Raw genomic sequence first — 20777 nt, forward strand, 5'->3', positions numbered from 1 at the left:
GGATGACAATCATGAGAAAATATATTTTATTGGTGTTGCTGGCTGCTTCCTTTATATTGCTATCCGGCAGTTTACGTGCCCAGACAGCGGGGCCGCAGTTGGCGTGGGAGGGGAAAAAGGAAGGGACAAATGAGATATTGATTTGTAGTCTTGAGGGGAGGAGATTTATCGTAAATGTGTCGTTGGAAGCGGGAGGAGGAAATTTTAAGGACGGTACATATAAATTGGAATACGGGAATGGGGAAGGAAAAGACGGATTGGAGAAGGCGGATTTCCCTTGGCGTGTGGAATATAGTGAAGCCGGGGAGTATTCGCTTGTCTTTTCTGCTGAAACGTTGGACGGGAAAAGGGTTTCAACGATTTATAAAGTAAAGGCTCTCAAGCGTCCCTTGATTGACTTGAAGCCGGAAAATCAAAACATGCAATGTGTCGGTACTGAAATCACTTATCTGGTGAATGTGTACAATGAAAATCCGGCGGGAACAACGTATAAATTGGATTTTGATGACGGGACGGTTTTAAATTTGACGAATGAGGAATTGAAAAATTTTGGCGGGCGCTTAACGCACACATTTGAGTATTCGTCTTGTGACGAGCATCATATCGGGCGTTCAACAGAATATTTCGATGTATGGCTTACCGTATCGAATGAATGCGGTACAGAGTATGAGATGAACATGCACTATGAAGAGAAAGTGGCTGAGAAAATAGATGCTAGTTTCACTTTTTCTGAATTTGATGGGGAAAATTGCACGTTTGTTCCGGTGCAGTTGCATAACACAACTAATGAGGCGCTTGGGATTAATTGTTTGCCTACCAATGTTGAATATGAATGGGATTTTGGCAATGGGAAAAAAAGTTATGCTAAACATCCATCTGTAACTTACGAAGAAGCCAGAGAGAACGGGTATAAAATTCGTTTGATAGCGACGAACGAATATGAATGTGCCGGGGATACGGCAGAGGTGTCTGTACGTGTCGTAGCGCAAGTGAAAGCTATGATAGAACCGGAGAAAGATACGGTTTGCACGGGGGAGTTGTTGTTGATAAGAAATCGGGAGACAATGTGGGGAGCGTGGTTGATCACTTCTTTGGATGCAGGATATGCGCCGCCTGAATATGATACCCGAACGGGGCATATGCAGGTAAGGTTCGAGCATTATGGGAGATACAAGGTGACGTATATGGTCGGTAATCACTGTTCATACGATGAGACGGATACGATTATTACCGTGTTGCAGGACCCCGATTTGATTCGTTACGATGTTCCGGAAAAAACATGTTTGTCGGACACATGGAATATGACTGATTTTATTTCGGTTTTGTGGAACGGCAATGTGGAAGGTGCGAAGTGGACGATTACTCGGAGGGGAGGAACGAATAATGCGGACGTGGAGTGGCTGAACGGAACGGATGCGCAGTCAGCCTATCCGGTTCTCCGTTTTAAGCAGGCGGGAGTTTACCAGGTGGCGTTGCGGTTGCCGGATGTTGGGTGTGGCGGGACAAAACTGACCGATACGAAAGAGGTTACGGTATATGACCCCGCCATAACGGTCAAGATAGATACGACGCCGCTGAATATATGCGAAAATGGAACCGTCAGGTTTGCGAATAGTTCCATAGGCGACAATTTGCAATATGAGTGGTCGGTGCAACCCATGACGAGAGTCGAATTCATAAACAATACCGATATGAAAAGCGCTTCACCGATCATAAAATTCGGCAGGTACGGAAACTATGAGGTGAAATTGCGGATGTCTGCTCCCGGCGGATGTGGGGCAGTGGATACGGTATTTCAAGTGCATGTGCGCAAAGACCCGTCGATTCTCTTTTTGGAATTGCCGGAGGCGGTATGCCCCGGAGAGGGCTATTTGTTTTATCCCGGTAGTTCGGCAGGATTTCAATTTTATAACAATGAGGCTTGGGTAAAATGGTCGATACAGCCGAAAGACGGTTGGCAGTTTGTCACCGGCGATGAAAACACGCCCTATCCGGCGATATTGTTTGAAAAGCCGGGAGAATATCGTTTTACGGTGGAATTAAACTCTGCCGGTTGTCCGGAACAAGGGGCGGAGAAGTTGAGAACAGGTAGCCTTCGGGTGCGCAACTCGGCGATGACGATGACGGGAAGTGCCATAGACTCGTTGGTTTGCGAGGGGGAAAGCCTGCAATTTAGTTTAAATGCCGAAGCGGCGGAAGGAGGCATGCAATACGCCTGGACAGTATTGCCATTGGACGGAAGTGTTAAATTCAATGAGTATGGCAACGATCATAGTGTGGCTGTCATCGGCTTTAATCATTGGGGAACGTATGAAGTACGGGGGGCGGTGGGTAGCTATTGCGGAACTTTGGACACGATTTTCCGGGTTGTCGTCCAAAAGGACCCGAAAGTCGGGTTGCAGGACAATGTCAGCCTCTGTCCCGGAGAACACGACATGAAAGGCTTTGTGACGTATCAGTGGTTTAATAATGTTCCGGAAGTCCAATGGACAGTAGAGCGGATTTCGGGAGGAAATAAGGATGGTGGGTTTACGATAGATGATGCTTCGGTTGAATATCCGAAGATTGATTTTCAACAGCCGGGAGACTATCGGGTGAAAGTGGAATTGACGTCCCATACGCAGGGATGTGACGAGGATTCTTTGACGGATACCCGGACATTTCATGTCTATGATTCGGTTATATATGGCGACATTACGATGGAGGGGACGGGTGAAATCTGTGAAGGAGGGGCGGTGGCATTCATGAATACGACTTTTGGGGAAGGCGGACTGCAATGGGAATGGCGGGTGGAAGGACAGGAAGACGGGTATGTTTTTCAGGATGGGGGCAAGACATCGACGGTTCAGTTGCCGGAGATTACATTCTCGAAGTATGGAGATTATCGGGTGTATGCAAAGGTGATAGGCCTTTGTACAGAAAAAGAGTTCCCTTATTTTTTTGTGACGGTAAGCGGTGTGCCTGAGATCACGATAGCCGATGTTTCGGGCGTTTGTGAGCCTTTTGATTTTGAAGGGAAGGAATTGATAAGTATTGATTCGCGTAATGATGCTATTCGTTCGGCGCAGTGGACGATTACGGAGAAATCCGGTTCCGTTTCGGAGGGATATGAATATTTGGGAACGTCTTCCGAGACGTCGGTTTATCCGGATATCCGTTTTCATCACGGTGATTATGTGCTTGAAGTTAAATATTGGAACCGATGTCAGACGTCAGGGGAGAAAACTTTTTATATTCGGGCGGATGAATTTGTTCCGATTACCTCGATAGAGGATGCCGCTATTTGCAGCCAGAGTCCGGAGCCCTTGTTATTGACGGCCGTGCCGGATACCGGAATTTGGTCGTTGAAAGATACGAATATACCTCATGCCGGAGAGATTATAGTTAAACGGGGCAACCGCTATTATTTTAATCCGAAATTCGGGGCGTATGATGAGCAGGATGTGAGATTGGTGTATAAGCTGTATAATTATTCGTGTGTGGATACCAAGGAAATGACGATGCATATATGGCCGTTGCCTTATGTAGAGGCGGGGGCTCCGTTGGAAATGTGTTTGAATCATGAGCCGCAGTTGTTGGTGGGGCGCGATTCGGCGGTCGGAGTTGTGTGGCAGTCTAATCGGGGCTATTGGGATTTAGAAGGGAATGTATTGGCGGGGCATTATTTCCGGGCGGAGCGTGCTGGAAATTTTAAAGTGTTTTATCGTTATGAAGATTTTCACCAATGTACGAATGTTGATTCGACGGTTATGACGGTACATGTTTTGCCGAATACGGATTTTGTTTCACAGCCGCAGTATTGTCGCGGGGTGTTGGCGGAGTTTGTTGTAAATAAAAGTCCGGAAGAGAAACAATATATGTGGGAATATTATACGGGGGCGGATTTGGAGGTTTTGTCGGGGAATGGAGGCTATGTGTATGAAGAGGCGGGGTATTATGATGTGAAGTTGATTGCGGAGTCTGTGCACGGTTGTCTGGATACTTCCTCTGTTCATCGGATCGAGGTGGTAAATGATGCTCCGCAGGCGGATTTTACGATGTCTACGCATAATGAATGCGGCCCGGAAGTAAGTATTACGCTTCAAGTGAAAGAAGCGGATTACAGCGATCATAATTTGCATTTCGAGTGGATATTGGGGAACGGGACGGTTTCCGATGCGTTGGTGCCGCCCAATCCGCAATTGTTTTATTCAACGCTGGAGGATACGGTATATCAAGTGAAGTTTAGGGTTTATAATATTTGTAACGAAACGAATAAAATTGATTCTTTGGTTGTGGGGTCTGTGCCGCATGTACATTTTCTTTTTGAGAACGGAGAAAGGAATTGTTCTCCGCTGACTTTGAAAGTATTGAATGTTTCGACGGGGTCTAATAACAGGTATGTATGGCACATGGGGGACGGGACGGATCCGTTGCATGTATTTGAGCCGATGGATTATTTGTATGTGACGGATACGGCAAGAAGGGTGTTTGAGGTGTCGTTGGTTGCCGAAAATCAATGCGGGAGAGACAGTCTTATGCATCCGTTGACGGTGTTGGCGCAGAGTGTGCGGGCATTTTTCAATCGGCCTAAGGATGATATTTGTGTGGGAGAGGAGATATGTTTTACCAATTATACGCGGGATACGGCCCGGGATATTGCTTATAAGTATTGGGATTTCGGGGATGAAGTACGTGATACGTCGTGGAATGCATGCCATGTCTATCGGGATAGCGGTGTGTATAAGGTATTGTTGTTTGTGGATAACGGTTGTTCTTCGGATACGACCAGTAAATATATCCATGTCATCGGGAATCCGAAATTGGAGTTATTGGTGGAACAGGAACATTGCGACAGGGATACGTTTCATTTTGCTTTTACGACGGATCAGAAGTTGCGTTGGCTAAAGTGGGATTTAGGAGATGATTCGACGGTGTATTCACCTGCATTTTCTTATGTTTATAAGGAGCCGGGAAATTATCCGGTGGTGTTGGAGGTTATTGGGGAAAACCGGGCGGATTGCAGCTCAAGGGAGGAGCTTGTATTGGCTGTTCATCCTCGTCCCGTGTTGCATATAACTCCTTTTGATACGCTGGTTTGTCCTCCTTATCTTTATCAACCGCAAGTGGAAGGCGTTGCGGCCCGGATGATGTGGAATTATGGAGACGGTAGTCCTGAAACGTCCGCAGAGGAGCATTTGTATACGAATGAAACCGATGCCTTGCTGGATTATGTTGTTGTATTGCATGCCGTGAGCGACAAGGGATGTCCGGAAGATTTTACGGGGAACATGCGGGTTGCCTATCTGCCGCATGCGGAAATAGGGAAGCAGGTGACGAACGGAAGGCCTCAGAAGGTGGATGTGCTTAATTTGTCACCGGAAGGGTATGTTGATTATATTTGGGTTTTACCGGATGGTAAGATGATTCATACGGTCGGCGATCAGCATTTTGAATTTATGGAGAATGGGATATATAATTTTTCTCTGATAACGGAAAATGAGTATACGTGCCGGGATACGGCTACTTTGGAACATGAAGTGTTGCTGAAAGGGTTGTATTTTCCCAATACGTTTATTCCGCATAGTCAAAATGGCAAGATTAACCGCTTTAACGGGATAGGAATGGGATTACAATATTATAAGCTGGAGATTTTTGACCAGTACCGGAATAAATTGTGGGAAACGGAAGCCTTGGAGGACGGTAAACCCTCGGAAGGCTGGGACGGTTGTAATCCAAAGGGGAAGCCGATGCCGCAGGGTATTTATATTTGGCGTGCTAAGGCAATTTTCGGGAATGATGATGTATGGACGGGAAAGAATAATGAGTCCGGTGTGTCGCAGACGACGCAGGGGACGGTTTTGTTGTTAAGGGAGTAAAGTATGTAATTAATATATAATAGATTGTATGGATTATTTTAAGGAAGTAAATGTGGCGGTGACGGTGTGCGACAAGGAGGGGAAAATTATCGAGATGAACGACAAATCGCGGAAGACTTTTTTGAAACCGGGCAGGGAGGAACTGGTAGGAAAAAATGTGCTGGACTGTCATCCGGAACCTGCTCATTCGTTATTGGCGGATATGTTGCAGAATCCGAGAACTCATGTGTATACGATTGAGAAGAACGGGGTAAAGAAGCTGATATATCAGACTCCGTGGTATGAAAATGGGGAGTATGGAGGATTTATGGAGTTGTCTATGGAGATTCCCGTAGAGTTGAAACATTATATCAGAAAGTAATATAAAAGAAGAAGTGGGGATTTCCCCACTTCTCTGTTTTTTATTGATTTATTATTTCTTCTAAATCAATCTGTTGGAAATATAAGTCGTTGGATCCTTCAAAGAATACGCCGAGTGTGGTCGGATTGATTTGTGCCAGACAGGAATAACCGAAACAGTTCGGTTCGTAGATAAGCGTGTGGTATTTTTCCGGCCAGCTCATGCCTTCGTCAAAGCTGAGTTTTAATGTCATGTGATGGCGTCCTTTGTGGGTGGCGGGATTGAAGAATGCCAGACCGTTTTTGCCGTCCGCGGTTTTTATCCGGATGAGGCTGGCTTGGCAAACGGGTTCCGGTAGAGCGGAACGGGAACTCGGGTGTTCCGTCCATGTTTGTCCGAAATCTTTGGTGATGCATACGGAGCGGGAACCTCTGTTATCGTCGCGCATATTCAGCATAAGGGAACCGTCTTCCAATTCGACTACCTGTGATTCCGTTGTATTGGGTTTTGCACCGGTACCGATGTGCCAGGTTTTTCCTTTGTCTTTACTGTATACAATGGTTGAATGCGGAACTTGTTTTTTGTCTTTGTATTGGGCAGCAAATACCAGTGTGCCGTCTTTGGTTGTAATGCCCATGCCCGGTCCGTTGAAGCAGAGATACCATTCCGGATTTTTTACCTGCGGAGTGATGTTGATGGGTTCCGACCAGGTAGCCCCTTCATCGTCGCTATATGCGAGGACGAATTGACCGGTTACTTCCGGTTCCATACCCGGTTGAGATGCCCACCAGGCTCTTTTGTCGGGTTTGCCGTGCAACCATAAGGCCGCTACCCACACACGTCCGGTTTCCGGGTCTACAAGGATAGCCGGGTCTCCGACTCCATTTTCCTTTTGCGGACGTCCGCCCCATTCACCCATGTCGATAGCTTTTTGCATGGGTAACCATGTTTGCCCGCCGTCAAGGCTCCGGCTGACACCTACGTCGATGTCTTCCTGTAAGTCGGATGAATTGTTCCAGCGGATGTCGTATACGGTGATTAATGTTCCTTTAGGTGTGCAAACCATGCCCGGTATACGGTAGGATTTACTGCCGTTGTCATTTTTTTGTCTTACGGCGTAGCCGATGGAGGATTTGGGTAGTGGTATGGATTCGTTGATACGAACGGCGGCGTCTTTTATCACGAATTCTTTGCAGTTTAGATTAACTTTATGCTGTAAAGAAGCTTTCGGTTTTAAAGATACCGATGCGTAGAAATAATTGTCTCCGGGTTTGAGGTACTGACACCCTTTGAATATCATTGTGGGGTTTGTTTTTGATGTACTGCCGAATAGTACATTCGGAGTGAATTGTGCAGCGTTCCCCGTAAAATAGATGCTGACGGATTCGATGTCGGATAGGTCGGTTGTTCCATTTGTTGTTAATGTAATGGATTTTACGCAAATTTCTTTGTCCGTCGGGTTCGTGACTTTCAAAGTTAACAGGGAGTTCTCTTTTTTGGCAATAAAGGCGGGAGAGACTGCTTTGTTGGGGGTAACTCTTACTTGATATTTAGGAGCGGAACATCCCGTCACAAGCAAAAAGATTACAATGTACAAAAGGTTTATTTTTCTCATAATGAAGAAATGATTTTAATTTATATAATGGTTTCGACAAATATAACAATATTTTATCGGTATAAGAAGTGTATTCTTTATGAAATTCCTTTTATCTTTAAAAGCTAAAATAGATATGGAAATAAGGAGGTATACATGGAAAGAATATTTACTTTTTTACGGGAGTTACGGCAGCATAATAACCGGGAGTGGTTTAACGAGCATAAGCCGGAGTTCCTGGTTTTGAAAATGGAGTTTGAGAAGTGGGTGCAGCAGTTGATAGATAAGATTGCGGAATTTGATGAGGAGTTGAGTCGTCTGGAGGCGAAGGATTGTGTTTATCGTATTTATCGGGATACCCGTTTTTCGCCGGATAAAACGCCTTATAAGACCCATATGGCTGCTTATATGTGTGCTCCGAGAGGGAGAAGCAGTGACAGGGCGGGTTATTATGTGCACCTGGAACCCGATAATTGTTTGTTGGGAGGAGGTTTGTATTGTCCCGAACCCGCCTTGTTAAAGAGGGTGAGACAGGATATTTACGATAATATAGAGGAATTTACGGGTATATTGCGGGATAAGGAGTTTGCGAAAGAATTCGGTGAATTGGACAGGGAGGATATGTTGAAGAAGGTGCCGGCACCTTTTCCTGCCGATTTCCCGGAGGGGGATTTGTTAAAGCGTAAGCATTATGATATTATTTCCCGCAAGCCGGATGATTTTTTCAAAGGGGAAGAGGCTATAAACAGGATTACGGATGTTTTTAGAGTGATGGTGCCATTTCATCGCTTCTTGAATTATACCGTAGACGGGGAAGGAGAAAATTAGGGAGATTTATTATTTTTGTGCGATTGGATGAATTAATAAGATTACGAAATACAGGAAAATAATGGATGTTTTATTATTGGGAAACGGGGGACGTGAGCATGCTTTGGCGTGGAAGATGTTGCAAAGTAAAGAATTGGGAAAGTTGTATGTGGCGCCTGGTAATGCAGGTACGGCTCGGATTGCTGAAAATGTCAATATCGGAGTAACCGATTTCCCGGCGATTGCGGATTTTATTGCAGAAAAGGGAATTGAAATGGTAGTGGTTGGGCCTGAAGATCCTTTGGTAGGGGGGATACGGGATTTTTTGGAAACGGATAAACGTTTTGCCGGAATAAAAATTATCGGACCAGGTAAAGCGGGTGCCCTTTTGGAAGGCAGTAAGGATTTTGCGAAAGAATTCATGTTTCGCCATAAAATACCGACAGCGGCTTATCGGACGGTTACTTCTGATGATATTGAAGGGGGCAAAGCGTTTTTAAGGACGTTGAAGCCGCCGTATGTTTTAAAAGCAGATGGATTGGCTGCGGGGAAGGGTGTATTGATTCTTCACGAACTTGCGGAAGCGGAAAGGGAATTGGAGAGCATGCTTGACGGAAAGTTCGGACAAGCGAGTAAACGGGTGGTGATAGAGGAATTTTTGTCCGGAATAGAGATTTCAGTATTTGCTATTACGGATGGAAAGAGTTATAAAGTATTGGGTTCTGCAAAAGATTACAAGCGTGTAGGAGAGGGGGATACGGGATTGAATACGGGAGGTATGGGGGCTGTGTCTCCGGTGCCTTTTGCCGATAGTGCTTTTAATAGAAAGGTGGAGGAAAAAATTATCAGACCGACGATAGAAGGGTTAAGGAAGGAGGGTATCGATTATAAAGGATTTATCTTTTTCGGATTGATGAATTCGGGCGGGGAACCTTGGGTGATTGAATATAATGTGCGTATGGGAGATCCGGAAACGGAGGTGGTTTTGCCGCGGTTAAAAACAGATTTGATTCATCTGTTTGAGGCTACAGCTACCGGAAAATTAGCCGATGTGGTGTTTGAGATGGATTCCCGTTTCTGTACGACTGTTATGTTGGTATCAAAGGGCTATCCGGAGAGTTATGAGAAAGGGAAAGATATCAGTATAGGAAATACTGAAGGAAGTATTGTATTTCATGCCGGTACCAAGTGTGTCGGAGAGGAGGTCTTAACGAACGGCGGGCGCGTAATGGCTGTCAGTTCTTTTGGGAGTACAATACAGGAGGCTTTGCAAAGGTCTTATGCAAATGTTGAAAACATTTCTTTTGAAGGAAAATGTTTTAGAAGGGATATCGGACAAGATTTGATGAAATTAGGATGATTTTTGACCGTTTTTTGAAATCCAAGAAGCTCTATTTGCTTTTTTGTTTGCCTTTTATTGCGGTAGCTCTTGTTGCATGGCACTTTTATGGCGATACACTTTCCTTTGTGCAGCCGGAGGGGCTGGAGAGTATGTTTCCATTGAGAGTTATTGACTATTTGAGAGGGGAAGAGCGGGTGATAAGCGGATTGGTAGGCGGTCTTGCCATGACTTACTGCTTGTTCGTTCTGAATGCAAAGTATAAGTTTTTACAACAGACAACAGCCTTGCCTTCTTTGATTTATCTTTTTTTGATTGCTTGGCTGCTTCCGGTCTATGGGGTGGATTATTTATTTATTGCTTCCTTGTTGCTGATGATTGGTTTCGGGGAATTACAAGGGGCTATTTTGAAAACTCAATTTAATACCACTCTTTTTAATTTCGGTTTTTTGGTATCTTCTGCCATCGTTGTCTATCCTAAGTTTGTATTGTTGTTTTTGTGGGCGGTATGTGCGATGTTTGTTTCCGGACGTTCTACGGTGAGAGATGTTATGGCATTGCTTTTGGGTTTTGTGACAGTATTGTTTTTCGCCTTGTTCGGTTATTGGTGGATGGGAAACTGGAGTGATTTTGTTCCAGTCTTTAAGAATATATTGTTATCGGGTGAATTTGTAGAGACTTTTTCTAAAAAGGAATTGGTTGGTGCTGGTATTTTGTCGTTTTTACTGCTACTTTCATTACTGAAAGTTATCGGTTATAATTCTCTCTTTGTTGTGAATCAGCGGCGGGGGATGCTTTCTTTGTTATTCTTGTTTTTTTTCCTGTCGCTCACTATATTTATTATACCGGGAATACAACCGAATATTCTTTATTTGCTGGCTTGCCCTATTGCTTATTTTTATGCTCAATATTTTATTTTAAAACGTACTGGGTGGGTAAGTGATTTATTCTTTATTCTTTTTCTTTTTTCTTGTCTTCTGTCGTTGTTTTAGGCAATTTAAAAAGAGAAAATTAATGATTGAACCGGAGCAATTCACCTTTAACAGTGTGGTTGAATTGACCGTTTTGATAAACAATATTTCCGTTTACAAGTGTTGTGGTAATCTGGTAAGATAACGTGCTATCTTCAAGAGGAGACCAGCCGCATTTGTATAGGATGTTTTCTTTTTCTACCGTCCACTTTTCTTTTTTAAAGAGAGATATGTCGGCTTTGTAGCCTTTGCGCAAATAGCCTCGTTTTTCAATTTTGAATAAGTCGGCGGGAGCGTGGCACATGCGTTCAACAACGGTTGCTAAAGTTGTTTCTCCTCTTTCTGCCAATTCAAGCATGACGGGCAAAGAGTGTTGAATCATGGGACCTCCGCTGGCGGCTTTTATATAATTGCCGCTCTTTTCCTGTATTGTATGCGGCGCATGGTCGGTAGCTATAACATGAATAAGGCCTTCATTGACGGCTTTCAATAGGGCTTGTCTGTCCAGTTCTGTTTTAATGGCGGGATTCCATCTGACAAAGTTACCTTTATTCTTGTAGGCGGAATCGTTAAACCATAGGTGATGTACGCAGACCTCTCCCGTAATATTTTTTCCTTCATTCCGGGCCTTTTCAAGCAAAGTCAGTTCCTCCGCGGTACTTAGGTGGAGCAAGTGTAAGCGGGTATTGTATTTGGAAGCTAATTCACACGCTAACGATGAACTTTTGAAGCAGGCTTCCCGGCTTCTGATAAGAGGATGGCAGTAAGGTGGAATGTCATCTCCGAATTTTTCTTTGTAAAAATTTAAGTTGCGGGCGATGGTAGGGGTATCTTCGCAATGAGTGGCGATAAGTAAGGGTGATTCCGCAAATATTTTTTCCAGAGATTGAATATTATCTACCAGCATATTGCCCGTGGAGGAGCCCATGAAAACTTTTATGCCGCACGTTGTAGAAGTATCGACTTGTTTTATCTCGTTCAGGTTATCGGAGGTGGCTCCCAAATAAAAGGAATAATTAACCAGCGAGTTTCGGGCGGCAATTTCCTGCTTTTCTTTTAATAAATCGAGGGTTGTTGTGGGGGGGATGACATTGGGCATATCCATGAAGGAAGTTACTCCGCCTGCTGCCGCAGCCCGGCTTCCTTCCGCAATATCTCCTTTGTGAGTAAGTCCCGGTTCTCTGAAATGCACTTGGTCATCTATGACTCCGGGGATGACAAACTGATTGGCAGCATCAATAATTTCCGCTCCCTGGAGCATACTTTCAGTAAGTTCTCCGAGAGGAATAATATCGGTGATAAATTGGTCTTCAATGATGATGTGGGCTTTAAACACTTTATTTTCGTTGATAAGTGTTCCGTTTTTGATGATTTTCTTCATCTTCTTTTCTTTGTTTTAAAAAGACTTCTGAGTTTCATCATAAACACACCGAGGAAAGCTTCCGTAAAGATACCTCCGCTCATCTTCGACGTACCTAAGGTGCGGTCGGTAAAAATGATAGGTACCTCTTGTAATTTAAAACCAGCTGTCCAGGCCGTAAATTTCATCTCAATCTGAAAAGCGTATCCTTTAAAATGAATCCGTTTGGATTGTATGTCTTCCAATACTTTTCTTGTATAGCAGACAAAACCTGCTGTGGCATCGTGGATTTTCATGCCGGTAACTATTCGCACGTATTTGGAGGCGAAATAAGACATCAGTACCCGTCCCATGGGCCAGTTCACAACATTGACTCCGGTGACGTAACGAGAACCGATGGCCATATCGGCTCCTTCCAGGCACGCGTTATATAAGCGTACCAAATCATCGGGATTGTGGGAGAAATCGGCATCCATTTCAAAGATATAATTATACCCTTGTGATAATCCCCAGTCGAATCCCGTGAGGTAGGCGGTACCCAGTCCTAATTTCCCTTCCCGGCGAATCATATGTAGTCCACTGAACTCTTTTTGCAGGTTCTCTACAATGGCGGCTGTACCGTCTGGTGAATTATCTTCAATAATGAGAATATCGAAAGCAGGTTGTAAAGAAAATACATACCGGATGATATTTTCAATATTTTCTTTTTCGTTATAAGTCGGTATGATAACTAATCTGTCGTTCACGTCAGGGTAATTATAAATATTCAACGATACGTTCCAGTTTATTTCCTCTCGACCCCTTGATAAGAATGCAGGCTGACTCTATCGGTTGGGATTGTAGCCAGACAATCAAATCGTCTGTCGTTTGGAAATGACGGATAAAATTAACATTATTACCGTAATGGGCAAAACTATTGCCGATGAGAATAATTTGGGTAAAACCGGCATTTCGGGTCATCTCGAAAATTTCTTTGTGAGCCGTTTCGCTAGCCTTTCCCAATTCCCGCATTTCGCCTAAAATTAGTATTTTGTTATCTGCCCGGAATTCGCTGAAATTGGTGAGGGCAGCTTTCATACTGCTGGGATTTGCATTATAAGCGTCTAAAATAATTGTGTTTTTCTCCGTTTTTACTAATTGTGAGCGAAGATTGGAGGGTTGATAACCTTCTATGGCTTTTTGTATATCCAATGGAGAAATCCCGAAGAATAAGCCGACGCACGAAGCGGCCATCGCATTGTCGAAGTTGTATCCTCCGATTAAATGTGTGCGGATATATAAATCGCCTTTGAGTGTTTTTAAGGAATAGACGAGAAAAGGGATGGATTGCTTGATTTCTCCTTTGGCTTGATTTCCGTTTTTACCGTAGGTATTCCTGTGTATGTCTTCCGACAATTTTACCAACAGCGGGTCATCGTCGTTGACAAATAATTGCCCGTTTTTGGCTTGGATATGCTCATAGAGTTGCTTTTTGGTCTCAATAATTGTATTATAAGAACCGAATCCTTCCAAGTGGGCTTCTCCGATATTGGTAATGATTCCGTAATCAGGGTCTGCGATATCACAAAGAGTTTTGATTTCTCCGGGATGATTAGCTCCCATTTCAACAATACCGAATTGTGTGGTTTCATCCAGGCTTAGCAGGGTGAGGGGAACGCCGATATGGTTGTTGAAATTTCCTTGTGTGGCAAATGTCTTATATTTTACCGACAGAACGGCATGACAAAGTTCTTTGGTTGTCGTTTTACCGTTTGTACCTGTAATTCCTAAAATTGGGATGCCGAGGCGGTGTCGGTGATAAGAGGCTATTTCTTGAAGAAAAATAAGTGTATCTGTTACCGGAATACACCGTTCGTGCTGGATGGTGGAATCATCAATGAAAGCTACGGATGCCCCGGCTTCAATAGCTTGCAGGGCAAATAAATTCCCATTGAAGTTTTCCCCTTTCAGAGCGATAAAGACATCACCTTCCCTGACAGTACGAGAATCGGTAGTAATCCGTTTTCCCTTAATATATCGGTCGTATAGATATTCGAGATTTTGCATAAGAGCAGTATATTCATTAAAAAAGGTTGTGTAATCACACAACCTTTCTTTTTTATAATTCGTGAAATTATTTCTTAACTTTCTTTCCTCCGATTTGACTCATGGCGCAACGGAATCCGATGTCGTTGGCTGCTTTCTTCTGGTTCAAATAGCGACGACTGCCGGGCACAATCCAATAAGCTCTGTCCTTCCATGACCCACCTTTGTAAACCCTTGCCTCGTCATCAATTAAGGTTGTGGTTTCTTCATCTGTGACATAATACATATCTTTTGTACCTTTGGTATCTTTGGATTTCCAGTCTACATCAGACAAAAGTCTTGATTTGATGTCACCGTCATCATAGTTACGGTTATCAGCTGTTCTGTAATTTTCGCGGTTAGCCAATTCTGCATCTGTCTGTAGCCGATAACGCATTCTACCTAAACTGTCTTTTTGTGCAATGTTGCCGTCTTCATCGGTAACACGTGTCTTGAATACATTACCTCGATAGGGATTAAATTCCGCCATATCCTGGAAAGATAACGGACGGTATACGTCTGATACCCACTCATTGACATTTCCAGCCATATCGTATAAACCGAAATCGTTCGGCCAAAAAGATTTAACAGGTGCCGTGTAATCAAAACCGTCATTAGACATATCCTTTTTGCCTTTTTCAGCCACACCCATGTAGTCACCTTTGCCACGAGCATAATTTGCCATCATCTGTCCCCGATGTTTTTTGTTGGCATATCTGAGCCATGTACCGTCCCAAGGGTAAATGCGGGCGTTGGAAATTCTTTCATCTTTTGTATTTCCTACAAGTGCAAGGGCTGCATATTCCCATTCAGCTTCCGTTGGTAAACGGTATTCCGGCAATAAGATACCGTCTTCCCATCTAACGGCTCTTCTCTCTTTGCCTACACCTTTGTAGTTTTTCTTGACCGTACCAGTATATTGATTTGCTAAATAAGCATCTGTATTGAAATTGTTTTCGTCTTTCTGATTTTCCGGATCGTGAGCCAATACTTTTTTCTCAACCAACAATTGTTCGTTCACACGGTCCGTACGCCAGATACAGTATTCGGTAGCCTGTTCCCAACTTACCCCTACCACAGGATATTCCGCATACGACGGGAAGCGCAGGTAATTAGTAACCATCGGTTCGTTGTAAGCCAATTGTTCACGCCATACCAATGTATCGGGCAATGCTTTGCGGTACTCTTCGGGATAGCTGACAAAAACCCGTTCCAGCCATTTCAGATATTCCAGCCAATCAATGTTTCTTACCTCATGTTCATCCATATAGAAAGAGGCGATGGTAACCCGTCGCGGGTTGTTGTTCCATTCTCCCATGACGTCCTCTTGAGTACGTCCCATGGTAAATGTACCTCCCGGTATATACACCAAACCCGGTCCGGCTTTCTGACCTTTTACTTTTTTATATTCAAACCCTCCGTTCTTGGAATCGTTATATGCCCAACCTGTAGTAGAAGATTTTTTCCCTCCGCCGAAAATACTCTTTATTTTTTGACAAGAAGTCGTGGAAAAGAGTAACAAAGAACATATACCAACGAATAAAATATTGTGTTTTCTCATCTTGAGTAAATTTTAGCTGTATTCTAAGTATAAAAAATAAGCACTCAATAATTAGTTCACAAATATAGGGAAAATTGCATTTATAAAAATAAAAACGTCATATTTTTTTGAATTCAATGCTTTATATAGTGCGGTTTTAACGCTTTTTTTGTTAATCTTGCAGATGTGAAAGGAAAAATAGACAAAAAATGAAGATAAAAACAGGAATCGGGTTTGATGTGCATCGTCTGGAAGAAGGTTTGGAGTTGTGGCTTGGAGGCATAAAAGTGGAACATGTAAAAGGATGTGTGGCTCATTCCGACGGGGATGTGCTAATCCATGCGATTTGTGACGCGCTGCTGGGGGCTGCTGGGCTGCGGGATATAGGTTATCATTTCCCGGATACTTCCGATACTTTTAAAGGGATTGACAGCAAGATACTGCTGGGAAGAACTGTCGGCTTGATTCGGGAGCAGGGATTTACAGTCAGCAATGTCGACAGTATCGTTTGTATGCAGAAACCGAAATTAAAAGGCTATATTGAAGAAATGCGCGTTTGCCTTGCTTCTATAATCGGGATTGACATAGAAGATATGTCCGTGAAAGCGACGACAACGGAACAGTTGGGATTTGAAGGAAGGGAAGAGGGAGTCTCTGCTTATGCGACAGTTTTGATTATTAAGGAATAACTAAAAAAGAGTCAGGGAAATTATTCCCCTGACTGCTTTGCTTCATATATTTCCGGAATTTATTTTTTCTCGTTTTGTTCTTTCAGTAGATCGCGGATTTCCGTCAGCAATACTTCTTCTTTGCTTGGAGCGGGAGGAGCGGTGGGTACAGCTTCTTCTTTCTTGCGGTTTAGCTTGGAAAGAAGCCGGATGAACAGGAAAATAGAAAAGGCAATGATGATAAAATCGAATGTCACTTGCAAAAAGTTGCCGTAGTTCAGTGTCACAGCGGCTTTTTCAACTCCATCGACAATTTCCGCAGGCTTTAATTGCAGCTTTAAATCTGTGAAATTGACACCGCCTACCAGTAAGCCGATGGGAGGCATGATGACGTCTGCTACGATAGAAGATACGATTTTTCCGAATGCACCGCCGATAATCACACCGACTGCCATGTCGATAACATTGCCTCGCATGGCGAATGTTTTGAAATCTTGTAAAAAACTGATTTTCATTTCTGTTTATTTTAGTGAATCCATAATTGTCAATACATATAATCCCATACGGGCAATTGCACCGGTTTGGTTTTCAGGCTCGCTTTGGCTTTGTCGTCCAGGTATTTTTTGTGGACGACGAGGCGGAACATGTATTCGTCAAACCAGTCGTCCGTGAAAGTCAGGTAACCTTTGTGGCCGCTGTTGCTTCCCCAGCTGTTCTCAAATTCCCATTTGAGCGGACGGTCGTTGCTGTCCGTATCGCAGCCGACGAGAGTCATGGCATGCGACGAACCGCTTTGACGGGTTAGGATACGGGCTTTTTTGTCCATATGCAGCTTTACTCCCAACAACGATTCGTAATCATACATTTTCGGGTCTAAAATGCCTGTTTCGCGTTGGAATTGTTTCCCCACGTCACAGGAGGCATACATGGCTTCGTTGTTTTTTATGGAAGCCAATGCGGCCTTCTTAATGGCCTCGTTCGGTAGATTCAGGTAAATCCAGTTGACTCCCTCCAGGGTATTCCGGTAATTCTGGATCTCATAAACTTTATAGTACTCTCGGGTCGGGTCGTTCATAATCATGATGTAATTGTCCGGACTGTAATCGGCAGGGGTAATCTCTTTGTAAAACTGCTTCGGGGTATAATTCACCAGTTCTTTGACATTGCCGTCTTTGTCTTTGAAGCGCCATGTAAATTCATGGGGCGGTTCTCCTAAACAGAGGGCTAAAATCCGGTATACATCCTTTAAAATCTCTTTTTTGGCCGTTTGCAGCTCTTTGGGGCTTTTTCCGGCTGCTGCCATTTCGCGCAGTGTGTATCCGCCCAGTCTCAGTTTTTCATTTATCAACCCTGTCATCTGTGAGGTATTGTTGGAATGAGCGGTTTCCGGCATTACTTCCTGAGGTACTACGCCGTATTTTTGTGCCACATTGTAATACAGATTCCAGACGCCGCCGTCATTGACGGGAGATTTGAAATATTCGGAAACTTCCCGGTCCGTCATTTCTTTTCCTGCCGTGGCAAGAATGTTTTCAAGAAACAGGTTGGACTTCTCGAAAATATCCCAGAAATAGGTGAAGTTGTGAGAGAAATCGAAATCGTTCAGATTATATTTTTTCATGATTTCCGGGCGCAAGACGTTCATGGAAGTAAACATCCAGCAGCGTCCGGAGCTTTGCTGGTTGGTAATGCCTTTAACATTTACCCGGTATTTGAAGTAATGGTCTATCTTGCCCTGTAATTCCCGGTTGAGGGCATTCTCCCTGATATTTTTATCATTGGTCAGGATATTCTGAATAGCCCGGGTAGAAGCATCTTTCTTAAAACCGGCCTGTATCTCCTGTAAATCTTTTTCTGTGACGGTCTGGGCAAATAAACCGACGCAGAAAGTTGTAAATAAAGCGGTAAAAATTTTTCTTTTCATCGTTCCTTTTATTATGAAATGGTTATAAATGTACTGTTTCTCCATGAGCTGCCGCAGCCGCTTCCATGACCGCCTCGCTCATAGTCGGATGGGGATGAATGGTTGCAATCAGTTCGCGACCTGTTATTTTCTTTTTACGGGCGACTACCAGTTCGGCAATCATTTCCGTAACATTGGCACCGACCAGGTGAGCTCCTAAAAGCGTATCGTCGGCAGCATTGAAAATCAATTTTACGAACCCTTCATTGGCTCCGGCGGCACTTGCTTTACCGGAAGCGGTAAACGGGAATTTCCCGACTTTTAATTCGAAGCCGGCTTCCAGGGCTTTGGCTTCCGTGAGTCCGACGGAGGCTACCTCGGGAGAGGTATAAGTACATCCGGGAATATTGCCGTAATCGATGGGTTCGGGGGAGAGACCAGCTATTTTTTCTACACAGCAAATCGCCTCTGCTGAAGCGACATGGGCGAGGGCGGGACCGTGTACAATGTCACCGATGGCGTAGATGCCTTCTACATTCGTACGGTAGAAATCATCCACTTTTATCCGTCCTTTCTCTATTTCGATACCGGCATCCTCCAAACCGATGTTTTCGATGTTGGGTGTGATTCCGACCGCCGATAGTACGGTCTCTACTTCATGTATTTCAATTTCGTCTTTTTTGTTGCGGATACTGACTTTTAATAATTCGCCCGATGCGTCTACACTTTCCACTGAGGATTTGACCAGGACGTCGATACCGGCTTTCTTGAAGGAGCGGGCCACCTGTTTGGATACCTCTTCGTCTTCTACCGGCAAAATGTTGGGCATAAATTCCACCAAAGTGACTTTCGTACCCATGGCATTATAGAACCAGGCGAGTTCCGAACCGATTGCTCCTGAACCGACCACTAACATGGACGCCGGTTTGTGTTCTAACGTGAGAGCCTGTCGGTAACCGATAATTCGTTTACCGTCCTGCGGGATAGTCGGGAGCACCCGGGAACGGGCACCGGTGGCAAGAATAATGTGTTGGGCTTCGTGTGTTTCACTGGTGCCGTCCAGTTGTTCTACCCGGACTTTTTTACCGGCAAGCAGAGAACCCCGGCCATTGAGGATGGTAATGTTGTTCTTTTTAAACAGGTACTGGATGCCTTTGCTCATTTTATCCGCTACGCCGCGGCTTCGGGCGATAACGGCGGAAAAATCGGCTTTCGCTTCTCCGGCTTTAACACCGTAATCCGCTGCCTGACGGGTGTAATCCAGCACTTGTGCCGATTTTAAAAGGGATTTTGTCGGAATACATCCCCAGTTGAGACATATTCCTCCCAATTCCGCTTTTTCAACTACGGCGACTTGCATCCCGCATTGGGCAGCCCTGATAGCTGCGACATATCCTCCGGGACCACTTCCAATAACAATTAAATCGAAATTCATATATCAATTGTTTTTAATCATGTGAATAAAACTGCTTTTATACAAAAATATTGAAAATCTTTTAAATACGCAAAGGGAAACTTTAATGTAGCTTTATCGCAACAGTTTTTTCCCGATGCGTGCGATAATAAAGAAAACCAGGAAGCAAATGACGATAGTTGCTCCGGAAGGAAGGTTCAGCAGGGCGGAAATGAAAAGCCCGATTAAGGAACCGAGACTGCTGATGACAGCGGAAGCTATCAGTAATTGCTTGAAGTTTTTATAAAATACGCCGGCAATGGCCTGCGGAATGGTCAGATAGGAAATGACCAGAATGATTCCTGCCAGTTTCATGCAAAATACGACGCAAAGCGCGATAATAAGGGAAATGCCGATGTCTATCCGTTGGATCGGAAGATGATGTGTGCGGCAGTATTCTTTGTCGAAAGCGATGTAGAAGAGAGGCCGGTAAAATAGAACGAAAAACAGGATGATACCCAGACACAGCAAGCCCGACAAGGCGATTTGTTCGCCGGTGACGGTCAGAATATTTCCGAACAGGTATGACATCAGGTCGGGGGCGTAGCCCGGTGTCAGGTAGATGAACAGAATACCGATGGCCATACCGGCAGACCAGAATATGCCGATGAGCGAATCTTCCCTTAGCTTTTTGTTCTCCGAAAACCAAAGTATGCCCAAAGCGGAGACGATGGCGAAAAATGTTGCTCCTGTCATGGGAGACAAGCCGATGAAATAAGAAAAACCCAATCCGCCGAAGGACGCATGGGTAATCCCCCCGCTGATGAAAACCATCCGTTTGGCTACGATGTAAGTGCCGACCAGCCCGCAGCTGATACCGATAAGCAACGTAGTGATAAAGGCGTTTTGAAAGAAGTCGTATTTCAGTAGTTCCAGCATA

Annotated in this window: 15 protein-coding genes; 6 read left to right on the plus strand and 9 right to left on the minus strand. The window is 44.2% G+C overall.

Annotation, left to right across the window (positions count from 1 at the left end; translation table 11 throughout):
• Positions 1–11 precede the first annotated feature (11 nt).
• Positions 12–5858 carry a PKD domain-containing protein gene (locus NFR61_RS06940; RefSeq protein ID WP_251622032.1) on the plus strand — a complete coding sequence of 1949 codons (5847 nt, stop codon included), beginning with the start codon at positions 12–14 and terminating at the stop codon, positions 5856–5858.
• A gap of 28 nt (positions 5859–5886) precedes the next feature.
• Positions 5887–6219 (plus strand): PAS domain-containing protein, encoded by a 333-nt coding sequence (locus NFR61_RS06945; RefSeq protein WP_251622034.1) that lies wholly within the window; start codon positions 5887–5889, stop codon positions 6217–6219.
• Positions 6220–6259: 40 nt separating this feature from the next.
• Here NFR61_RS06945 and NFR61_RS06950 read toward each other — a convergent pair whose 3' ends face one another.
• Positions 6260–7813 (minus strand): sialidase family protein, encoded by a 1554-nt coding sequence (locus NFR61_RS06950; protein ID WP_251622036.1) that lies wholly within the window; start codon positions 7811–7813, stop codon positions 6260–6262.
• 135 nt (positions 7814–7948) lie between these two features.
• On the opposite strand from NFR61_RS06950, the gene NFR61_RS06955 reads away from it, so the two are divergent.
• The 3 genes from NFR61_RS06955 (at position 7949) to NFR61_RS06965 (ending at position 10930) form a co-directional block, all read left to right on the plus strand.
• A complete protein-coding gene (locus NFR61_RS06955) occupies positions 7949–8620 on the plus strand; it encodes a DUF2461 domain-containing protein (RefSeq protein ID WP_251622038.1) in 672 nt (223 codons plus the stop codon).
• Positions 8621–8681: 61 nt separating this feature from the next.
• Entirely contained in the window at positions 8682–9959 is a 1278-nt protein-coding gene (gene purD, locus NFR61_RS06960) for a phosphoribosylamine--glycine ligase (RefSeq protein ID WP_251622040.1), read from the plus strand.
• A gap of 47 nt (positions 9960–10006) precedes the next feature.
• Positions 10007–10930: a hypothetical protein gene (locus NFR61_RS06965; RefSeq protein ID WP_251622042.1), complete on the plus strand. Its 924-nt coding sequence runs from the start codon at positions 10007–10009 to the stop codon at positions 10928–10930.
• A gap of 19 nt (positions 10931–10949) precedes the next feature.
• Here the strand turns inward: NFR61_RS06965 and NFR61_RS06970 are convergent, their stop codons facing one another.
• The 4 genes from NFR61_RS06970 to NFR61_RS06985 form a co-directional block, all read right to left on the minus strand.
• Complete coding sequence (locus NFR61_RS06970) at positions 10950–12290, minus strand: dihydroorotase (protein WP_251622043.1); 1341 nt, start codon at positions 12288–12290, stop codon at positions 10950–10952.
• Positions 12287–13015 carry a polyprenol monophosphomannose synthase gene (locus NFR61_RS06975; protein WP_251622045.1) on the minus strand — a complete coding sequence of 243 codons (729 nt, stop codon included), beginning with the start codon at positions 13013–13015 and terminating at the stop codon, positions 12287–12289. Before NFR61_RS06975 ends, NFR61_RS06970 begins: the two co-directional genes overlap by 4 nt.
• A 10-nt stretch (positions 13016–13025) precedes the next feature.
• Positions 13026–14315 (minus strand): UDP-N-acetylmuramoyl-tripeptide--D-alanyl-D-alanine ligase, encoded by a 1290-nt coding sequence (locus NFR61_RS06980; protein WP_251622046.1) that lies wholly within the window; start codon positions 14313–14315, stop codon positions 13026–13028.
• Positions 14316–14382: 67 nt separating this feature from the next.
• The gene (locus tag NFR61_RS06985) at positions 14383–15894 is read right to left on the minus strand and encodes an SUMF1/EgtB/PvdO family nonheme iron enzyme (RefSeq protein ID WP_251622051.1); all 1512 of its coding nucleotides are present in this window, start codon (positions 15892–15894) and stop codon (positions 14383–14385) included.
• Between the two features lie 188 nt (positions 15895–16082).
• Between NFR61_RS06985 and ispF the strand changes: the two genes are divergently transcribed.
• Positions 16083–16562, plus strand: coding sequence for a 2-C-methyl-D-erythritol 2,4-cyclodiphosphate synthase (gene ispF / locus NFR61_RS06990; RefSeq protein ID WP_251622052.1), 480 nt, complete (start codon positions 16083–16085; stop codon positions 16560–16562).
• 59 nt (positions 16563–16621) lie between these two features.
• On the opposite strand, the gene mscL is transcribed toward ispF, so the two are convergent.
• The 4 genes from mscL to NFR61_RS07010 form a co-directional block, all read right to left on the minus strand.
• A complete protein-coding gene (gene mscL / locus NFR61_RS06995) occupies positions 16622–17056 on the minus strand; it encodes a large-conductance mechanosensitive channel protein MscL (protein ID WP_251622054.1) in 435 nt (144 codons plus the stop codon).
• A gap of 29 nt (positions 17057–17085) precedes the next feature.
• A complete protein-coding gene (locus NFR61_RS07000; protein ID WP_251622056.1) occupies positions 17086–18465 on the minus strand; it encodes a C1 family peptidase in 1380 nt (459 codons plus the stop codon).
• Between the two features lie 22 nt (positions 18466–18487).
• Positions 18488–19879 carry a dihydrolipoyl dehydrogenase gene (gene lpdA / locus NFR61_RS07005; protein WP_251622058.1) on the minus strand — a complete coding sequence of 464 codons (1392 nt, stop codon included), beginning with the start codon at positions 19877–19879 and terminating at the stop codon, positions 18488–18490.
• A 93-nt stretch (positions 19880–19972) separates the two neighbouring features.
• Positions 19973–20776 carry a metal ABC transporter permease gene (locus tag NFR61_RS07010; protein WP_251622061.1) on the minus strand — a complete coding sequence of 268 codons (804 nt, stop codon included), beginning with the start codon at positions 20774–20776 and terminating at the stop codon, positions 19973–19975.
• Between the last annotated feature and the right edge of the window lies 1 nt (position 20777).

The sequence above is a fragment of the Odoribacter lunatus genome, assembly GCF_943193135.1.
Lineage (GTDB): Bacteria > Bacteroidota > Bacteroidia > Bacteroidales > Marinifilaceae > Culturomica > Culturomica lunata.